Genomic DNA, 8,493 nt, shown 5'->3' with positions numbered 1-8,493 from the left:
TCAAAGTTTTGCTTTTCCATATGGTCAGTTTAAAGTTAATCAACTTTTTACTGACACACTTTTTGTAATAGTCTCAAATGCTATAATCGTCTTATTTATAATGAAGGAATAATAAACAAAGTACATACATCCCAATACCAAACAAACCGTCATGTGTAAAACACTAGTAACATCCCTGTTCCTGTTACTCACCTTTACCGCATTCTCCCAATCAACCCTGCAGGTAAAGAAAGACACCGTAATAGTAAAAAAAGCCGAATTCGCAATAGAGAACAAAACCCGCGATACGCTAGGCTTCCTCTATAACACCGGTAACGGTCGTACGCAATTCAAACGCCTGGAACTGGTGAACCTTGACGACACTGCATTGGCTATTGTTGGCCAGGATACTATCACTTATAAAAGCGCTAACATCGGTAAAAGCCTGCAGTTCAAGGTAGGGGGCGCTGGTGCGTCCAATGCCGGCGATACCAGCTATACCAATGCCGGTCTACGATATGCAAACATAAAAGTCTGGCGTAACGGTTTATTCCAATACCGCGATACTACTGATGGCATAATGGTAGACAGTGTAAACGGCCGTATCCGGTTTTATCCTGCATTAGCACAGGCAGACCGGATCTATATTGAATCACTATTCGGTATAAGCCTTAATTTCCAACTATCAGCCGGAATACCGACGGTTGTAGTACGGGATACCAGCATTACATTACCCAACAGCGGATTGCAGCTCTCCGGCTTAATCACTCCTAACGGTAATACAATCAGCAGCTATCAATGGAGCCAGCTTACAGGCCCTAATACATCTACCATAACAAATGCGGCTACCCAAACCTGCACTATTACCGGATTAATAAGCGGTACCTATACTTTCCGTTTAACGGTTACCACTGCCGGTGGTCAGCAGGTAAGTGATGATGCTACTGTGCAGGTATACCCGGCAGGCGGTCCTAAAATACTACGTATTAATTTCTCCAATACACAGGCACCCGCAGTGCCAGGCTGGTTTAATGTGTATAGGCCGGTTACAAATAACCACATTACAGCTACAGATCCCACCACTGGCTGGACAATAGACAACGGTGGCGCTACGGGCACTTACTGGACTGCCTTCGGCGGCTCTAATGGCAACGATGATTCCGGGCAAATTACAGGAGACGATAGCGGCATTGTACCTGACCAGGTGTTAAAAAGCTTCTGGTTTAATTATAGTACGAAATATACTACAACAGACAACTTGCTTGTTACAGGGCTGAATGCAGCTAAGACTTACACATTGAAACTCGTGGGTTCCCGTAAAACAGGTGTGTCGGATGCCCGGTACGGTGTATGGCGTATCAACGGTGGAGCAGAACTACAGCAAAATGCGCTGGGTAATACAGCCGTTCAAACAGTAGTTACCGGTGCGGCTCCCGATGCCACTGGCAAAATAGGCATAGCGGTATATGCATCACTTAACACAACTTATGGTGACTTTTCTTATATAAATGCCTTGATTATAGAGGAAGAGCAGTAACAAATAATAATCGTAAGATATTGGGACAGATATAGGCACATTTGAAAGAGTGGGTATATGTCTGTTCCAATTGATTTTTATGAAATTGTTAAGCGATCCTCTGGGAGAACTTGGCCGTTAATAAAAGGGCAAATAACATGAATGTATGCTTTGAAATTTTAATCCCGATCCAATCGGAAATATCCAAAGTCCGGTTTAATCAACCTGGTTATGAATGGGATGGGGGATTGTATCCCCAAGGTCCTGAGGAAGCTTTTTTTGAGTACTTCAAATTAAGAAAATCAACAGTTCCAGATCATATTGCATCATTTTTGCCAGTTGCATTGCAAGAATGTAAATGGCAATGTATATCGGTAGTTGAAGGACTGGTTGAATTTAGTAATCGCATACCGGATGTTAATAGCAAGACAGTAATTGATGCCGTTATTTTGTCAGATTTATAAAATGCCTTAATAGGCCATGAGGACAAGTGGGTAGTAGTTTTTGAACCCGATTGTGATAGGATAGATGAGGTGTTAGAAGGTAATATCACCAATGCTTTGGAGCAGGTTTGGCATTCATTACGAGTGGAAAAAAAAGGATTTATAATCTGGTATAATAGCCACGATGGAAATGTGTAATTTATTGCTCATTCTCAAACCCAAACCATAATGAAGTACAAAAAGGAAATGGATGCCTTGACTAGGTTAGGAGTTAACGTCAATACTCTTTCTACTATTATTGATGATGTGCTTTCGTTTGAAATGCAAAATCATATTAAACCTTAAGAAATAAAAGAGTTCTATTTGAATGTGAATAGGTATTCTAATAAAGTTGACATGGTAGAGCTTTATCCGCTACATAGCATAAGAAAACGTATGAAAGTGGATTGAATTTACCCTATATAAGCACTGTGGCTCATTGCTTTGTTTTGGTGATTTTGGTTTTCAAGCTAGTTTCTGGTTATTGGAAATTTTGAAAGAATGCTATAAATTGTACGTATTGAGTTTTGGGCAATCAGTCTGATTGAAATCCCTTTTGTCATTTGAAACTTTCTTTTCAAAATTATAGGATGATCCATATTCTGTTATTGGAATAGGTAGCTAGTTAATCTTGATAAGTAGTAGCAAACCGCTCTATAAACGTATGCCGTTATTGCTTCAGGAATAACTAACTCATTGCCAACTGGTATAAAAACATTAAAAGCAGAAATGAAATATGTTTGAGCAATATTTTTTAGCATATATTTTATATTCTACACTTGTAGAATTTCGGGCGCAAGGTATGGAAACGGATGATAAGCCATTATATTGGAAATCTCATCTATTGCATAATGTTCCTTTTAAATTATTTGATGGGTCTAATGTAAAAGAGGAATTTGAAAGATTTATGAAAGATGTTGAAAATTTTAAACTTGATAAATGGATAGAGGAGAAAAAAAAGGCTTTCTATATAAGTTTTCCTGAATTCCTACCGGACAATCCTAGAGAATAGTATTCGAGTATGCTTAAACTTATTGATTTGATAACCGAAGCGGCAATTGTTGTAGGTATTGCCTGTCTTATCGTAGATGTCTATTGGTTCTGGTAATATTGTATGCAAGTATAAGGTGTTACCTTGTACGGTAAGGTATATCGTATAATAAACGGATCATGGAAATTTGGCCTTTGCATTTTAGATAATGACTATCTTGTAGAACACATTTATGAAATACTACCAAATGCCACCCTCCCCAACACTCTCCCCTTACGTAAAATTCTTCTGGATCGGCGAAGCTCCTGCATCCACAGAAAACCGTTTCACACACATCTCCATCGCCACCAGCGCTCCCAAACTTATTTTTCATTATAAAGGAAAATTCAGTGAAGTAGCTGCAACCGGACAGCTTACCAGCTCTTTTACTTCAGGCATACAAGGGCAATCAAAAACGCATGCCCGGTTTATATCACCGGAAAATGTAGGCATTCTCGGGGTTGAATTTTTCCCATACGCCATCCCTGTACTATTTTCAATGTCTGCATCGGCATTAACCAATCAGTATATTGATATCGTATCCTTTTGTGGCAGCAAAGGAAAGGAGCTGGAAGAAAGAATATTCTCAGCATCCACAAACCAGGAAAGATTGCATATAGTCACCGGTTTCCTGGAATCCCTTGTAAAAAGACCGGTAAATCCGCACATTGTTAATGCCGTTCAGAACATTGACAAACTAAAGGGGCTGGTAGATATGGATACAATTCTTAAAAATGTTCCCTTATCCCAAAGGCAATTTGAGCGGCTCTTCAAAGCAATTACTGGATTTTCACCCAAGCTGTATACAAGGATCGCGCGGTTTGAAGCTGCGGTAAATGATTTCAGGAGAAAGGCTTCCTTTGCGGAAATTGCATTGGAGGCTGGTTACTTTGACCAGGCGCATTTTAATCATGATTTCATGGAATTTACCGGGCTAAAGCCGAATACTTACCTGAAGGTCATTGACAGGCTGCCTGTTCCCAGCTGCTGAATGTCGAAAACTTACAATTTTAGATGCCGCCGGGTATCTAGCTTTGCAATACAGAAAAATTGCAAATGAACATTATCACGCCCATTTTCCCCTGCAGATCCCTGGATGAACTAATTGATTTTTACCGGGTGCTTGGCTTTGAAGTTACCTATCACCAGAAAAGCCCCAACCCTTATGCTATATTGGAAAAAGGCTGGCTAAGGCTCGATTTTTACGGTACCAAACAACATGTTCCCAACCAGTGTTATCATACTTGTTACATACTGACAGATGAAGCAGATGAATTGTATGAGGTTTTTACCAGCGCGCTCCGTAGCCATTATGGAAAACTCCCCACCCGCGGTCTGCCGAGGATCAGCGAGATCAGGGACAAAAAATACGGCGTTCGTGAATTTATGTTTTCAGATGTTGCAGGAAACTGTATCAGGATCGGAAGAAAGATAGCTATACAGGAAGAGGAGATCTACAGCAAGGAGGTAGAAGCCGCCAGTAAAAGGCTTTCGCTGGCACTGGATTTTGCTTACAAAAGCGAAGATGAAGAAGGTGAGCTGGAAAAAGTATCCGCAGTACTCGACAAAGCAATTGAAAAAGATAAAGGCAATCACTGCCGCAATCTTTATAAAGTAATGATCCTGCGGGCAGATCTTGCCATTGCGCAGGGAGATCAGGCTAAGGCTGTTTTACTTTTGGAGCAGGTCCGTAAAAGCCCGGATATAGAGCGCCAGCCGGATAAATTCAGCACAGAGCTGCAAAGGGTTGCCGACCTGGAACAAAAAATAGACCCTCACCTTCTCACCCCATGATCGTCCCTGTAATACCGGCTCGTTTCCAAAATATACCTATAATAATCGTACTCATTCTCAAAACTCATCAGCATCTGAAAATTAGGCCGGTATTCAACCATATAACTTTCCAGATCCGGTGATTTTAACCCCGTGATCTTCGCTACCAGGGTTTTGCTAAACCGGTGGGTCACATATTTCTCCTGCTCATACTCTTCCAGCCGCCGTTGAAAAACCTGCATCCGTTTGATCTTCCTTAAACTGAGCAATGCATCCAGGTTCACACCGGCGCCGCCGTTCCCGCTGGTCAGGTATTCGGGCGAAAAGTCAAATATTTTATGGTATTCATTGCGGGTTTCTATAGAATCCAGGTGATAGCTCTTTTCTTTGACCTCCACCATGGGCAGCATTTGAATGTCCACATGTATTTTCATGTCAAATGCATGGTTCCAGGGAATTTCCCTGATAGCAAATTTCTGGGTAGATTTTCCCTGGTACGAGAAACTAATGGAATCCCCATATGGCAGCCGGATGCTGTAGTGGCCGGATGAATCTGTTACCGTTCCCGCGCCGGAGTTGCTCCTTACGCTTACGCCTTCCATCCCCAAACGCCCGGTACGCTCATACACAGTACCCTGTATATGCACCTGTCCGTAGGTGGCCGTACCCAGTAGCATGAAGATTATGAATATTTGTAAACGTCTGGTAAAGTTCATTTCATCCGAAATCTAGGACAGGTTCTAAACATAATCAAGGACAACCGGAATATTAACATTTTTTTCTGAATGTCCGGGACCGTTTTATTAACCTTTCTTAACATTAATGCAAGGCTCGTTAACCGGCTTTTGCAGGTGGTAAGGCTACTTTGCGGCCTGTAAATCACTCCCATGCAAAAGATCTGCTTACTCCTGATTACCTGCTGTTGCGTGCTCGCAGCCCATGCGCAAAAAAATGGCATTATCAAAGGTACGGTATCGGATACCGCCAAAAAACAGCCCGTGCCTTCGGCCACCATCACCCTTTTGCAAAAAAAGGATTCCTCGCTGGTCAGCTTCACCATGACGGACAACAAGGGCGCTTTTGAGCTCACAGGCCTTGCCGCCGGAGAATACCGCCTGCTGATAACCCATGTTAATTACCACAGCACCAGCCGGCCGGTTACCATCAGCGCATCTGCCCCTAATAGTAACCTTAACAATATTGTGCTGCATGATCTGAGCCGCACCCTCAATGAAGTGGAAGTCACCGCCGAAGCGCCCCCCGTTACCCTGGTGGGGGATACCATTCAGTATAACGCAGGCTCCTTTAAAACCCAGCCCAATGCCAGCGTAGAGGCGCTGCTGAAAAAACTGCCCGGCGTTAAGGTTGATAAGGACGGTACCGTAAAAGCCCAGGGGGAAAAAGTAAATCGTGTGCTCGTTGACGGTAAGGAGTTTTTTGGCACTGATCCCAAGATCGCCACCAAGAACCTGCCTGCCGATGCGGTAGACAAAGTGCAGGTGTACGACCGCCTCAGTGATGCCGCCCAGCTAACCGGTTTTGACGATGGCAACAGCGAAAAAACCATCAACCTCAAATTAAAGCAGGATAAAAAGAAAGGCCTGTTCGGCAAAGCCATGGCAGGCGCAGGCACCAATGACCGGTATGAAGGCCGTTTTAATATGAACTCTTTTAAAGGTGCGCGCCAGTTTTCCGCCATCGGTATGGCCAACAATACCAATGCAGAAGGTTTTTCATTTATGGACCTCATGGATTTTACCGGTGAGCTGAACCGCATGCGGCAAAGCGGTAATGGTAACGTCAACCTTACCCTGAATGCAGATGATCCCATGACAGCGCTCATAGGTAATGGTAACAGCAACGGTATTAAAACCGTCAGGGGCGGAGGTTTAAACTATAATAATATGATCGGCACTAAAACCGATTTTACCAGCAATTATTTTTACAACAGCTACAACCCTTACCAGGAAAGCAATGTACAGCGCCAGTATTTTTTACCGGATTCTTCTTATTTCTATAACCAGCATGCTGTCAGCGATAACCTGAATAATTCGCACCGGTTAAACCTGAGCGCAGATATCCGCATCGATTCTTTCCATTCCATTAAAATATCGCCTTCCTTCGGGTACCAGGAAACGCGCAACAATAGCTACAACAGTTACGAAACATTTTCGGAAGATAAACAGCTGGCCAACCAGGGTTTCAGCAATAATGCTACGGAGGGGCATGGCGCCAACTTCCGTAATGAGCTGTTATTCAGGAAAAAATTCCACCGTAAGGGCAGAACTCTTTCACTGAACCTGCAAACCAGTTTTAATAACAGTGAAAGCGATGGCAGCCTGTTATCCGTGAATCATTTTTACAACAACAGCGCATCGTACGATTCTATTAACCAGCACAATACCGTATCCGGAAGCCTGAATAGCTATAACGTACGGGCAGTATATACAGAGCCCATCTTCAAACGCTCCCTGCTGGAATTTAGCCTGAGCCGCAGTAATACCAACAGCACATCCGAAAAAATAACCTATGACTACAACAAGCTAAACGGCAAGTTCGATCAGCTGAACGAGGACCTTACCAATAACTTTGAAAACAGTTACGGTTATACGAACGCCGGCTTACGCCTGCGCACGCAGCAAAAAAAGTTCAGCCTTGCAGCGGGGCTTAACTGGCAGCGGGCCGCATTAGAAGGCAAGGTCATTGCCGGTACTACGGATTCCGTGATCAGCAAAACATTCTACAACCTGCTGCCATCCCTGCGGTTTAAGTACGACTTTACCCGTTACCGTCACCTTAATATCGATTACGCGGCTATTACCAACCAGCCCAATATGTCGCAGCTGCAGCCGGTGCCCGATATTTCCGATCCGCTCAATATCCGCGAAGGTAATCCTGATCTGAAGCAGGAATTTACCCATGCCGTACAGCTGCATTTTGTATCCGTGAATCCTTTTAAGAATAAGAACCTGTTCGGGTTCTTTAATCTGCAGGAAACGCAGAATAAGATCGTGAATTACGATGTGCTGGATAGCCTGGGTATTAAGCATACCCGCCCGGTAAATGTGAATGGCGTGTATAACATGACCGGCAACATTAACCTGGGGCTGCCGCTCCGCATCCTGAAAGGCACTATTAATTGCAGCAGCAATATGGGTTACAGCAAAACAAAACAGTTCATTAACGCAGTGCAAAACAATATCAATACTTTTACCCTGGGGCCATCACTACGCCTGGATCTGAACCCATCTGATGAAATAGATCTGTCGCTTAGCGGCGGGTTCAATTATTATAAAACCAGCTATTCATTGCAGTCCGCATTGAACACCACTTATTTTTCACAGCAATATGAGGGAGAGTTCAACTGGCAGCTGCCTGCACAGTTTTATTTCAATACCAGCTTTACTTACACCATAAACAGCCAGCGTGCCAGTGGCTTTAATGCCAGTGTGCCTTTATGGAATGCCTCCTTTAGCCGGCAGTTCCTGCATTTCAATAGGGGAGAGCTGAAGCTGAGTGTGTATGATCTGCTGAATCAGAATGTAGGCATCAGCCGTACCAGCAACCAGAATTATATTGAAGATAGCCGTATTAAGAACCTGCAGCGGTTTTTTCAGTTAAGTTTTACGTATAGCCTTAATAAAAATGGGCTTTCTGCAGGGAAGAAGGTTGGAGGGATGAGGATGATTGGGGGATGATGAGCAGATGATAAC

At 43.4% G+C, this 8,493-nt stretch carries 7 protein-coding genes; 6 read left to right on the top strand and 1 reads right to left on the bottom strand.

The window, feature by feature from the left end; all coding sequences use genetic code 11:
• Positions 1-151 precede the first annotated feature (151 nt).
• The 5 genes from KVT36_RS28370 (at position 152) to KVT36_RS28350 (ending at position 4,801) form a co-directional block, all read left to right on the top strand.
• Complete coding sequence (locus KVT36_RS28370) at positions 152-1,516, top strand: hypothetical protein (RefSeq protein WP_217606817.1); 1,365 nt, start codon at positions 152-154, stop codon at positions 1,514-1,516.
• Between the two features lie 137 nt (positions 1,517-1,653).
• The gene (locus tag KVT36_RS28365; RefSeq protein WP_217606816.1) at positions 1,654-1,959 is read left to right on the top strand and encodes a hypothetical protein; all 306 of its coding nucleotides are present in this window, start codon (positions 1,654-1,656) and stop codon (positions 1,957-1,959) included.
• 754 nt (positions 1,960-2,713) lie between these two features.
• Entirely contained in the window at positions 2,714-2,989 is a 276-nt protein-coding gene (locus tag KVT36_RS28360; RefSeq protein ID WP_217606815.1) for a hypothetical protein, read from the top strand.
• Positions 2,990-3,200: 211 nt separating this feature from the next.
• Positions 3,201-3,998: a helix-turn-helix domain-containing protein gene (locus tag KVT36_RS28355; RefSeq protein WP_217606814.1), complete on the top strand. Its 798-nt coding sequence runs from the start codon at positions 3,201-3,203 to the stop codon at positions 3,996-3,998.
• A gap of 65 nt (positions 3,999-4,063) precedes the next feature.
• Positions 4,064-4,801, top strand: coding sequence for a VOC family protein (locus KVT36_RS28350; protein ID WP_217606813.1), 738 nt, complete (start codon positions 4,064-4,066; stop codon positions 4,799-4,801).
• Here the strand turns inward: KVT36_RS28350 and KVT36_RS28345 are convergent.
• Positions 4,783-5,457 carry a carboxypeptidase-like regulatory domain-containing protein gene (locus tag KVT36_RS28345; protein WP_217606812.1) on the bottom strand — a complete coding sequence of 225 codons (675 nt, stop codon included), beginning with the start codon at positions 5,455-5,457 and terminating at the stop codon, positions 4,783-4,785. The genes KVT36_RS28350 and KVT36_RS28345 overlap by 19 nt on opposite strands.
• A gap of 210 nt (positions 5,458-5,667) precedes the next feature.
• Between KVT36_RS28345 and KVT36_RS28340 the strand changes: the two genes are divergently transcribed.
• Complete coding sequence (locus KVT36_RS28340; protein WP_217606811.1) at positions 5,668-8,478, top strand: outer membrane beta-barrel protein; 2,811 nt, start codon at positions 5,668-5,670, stop codon at positions 8,476-8,478.
• Positions 8,479-8,493 lie beyond the last annotated feature (15 nt).

Source organism: Chitinophaga sp. GbtcB8, from assembly GCF_019091455.1.
Taxonomy (GTDB): domain Bacteria; phylum Bacteroidota; class Bacteroidia; order Chitinophagales; family Chitinophagaceae; genus Chitinophaga.
The sequence above is the reverse complement of the archived record's forward strand: the minus strand, read 5'-3'. Positions and strand labels throughout refer to the sequence as shown.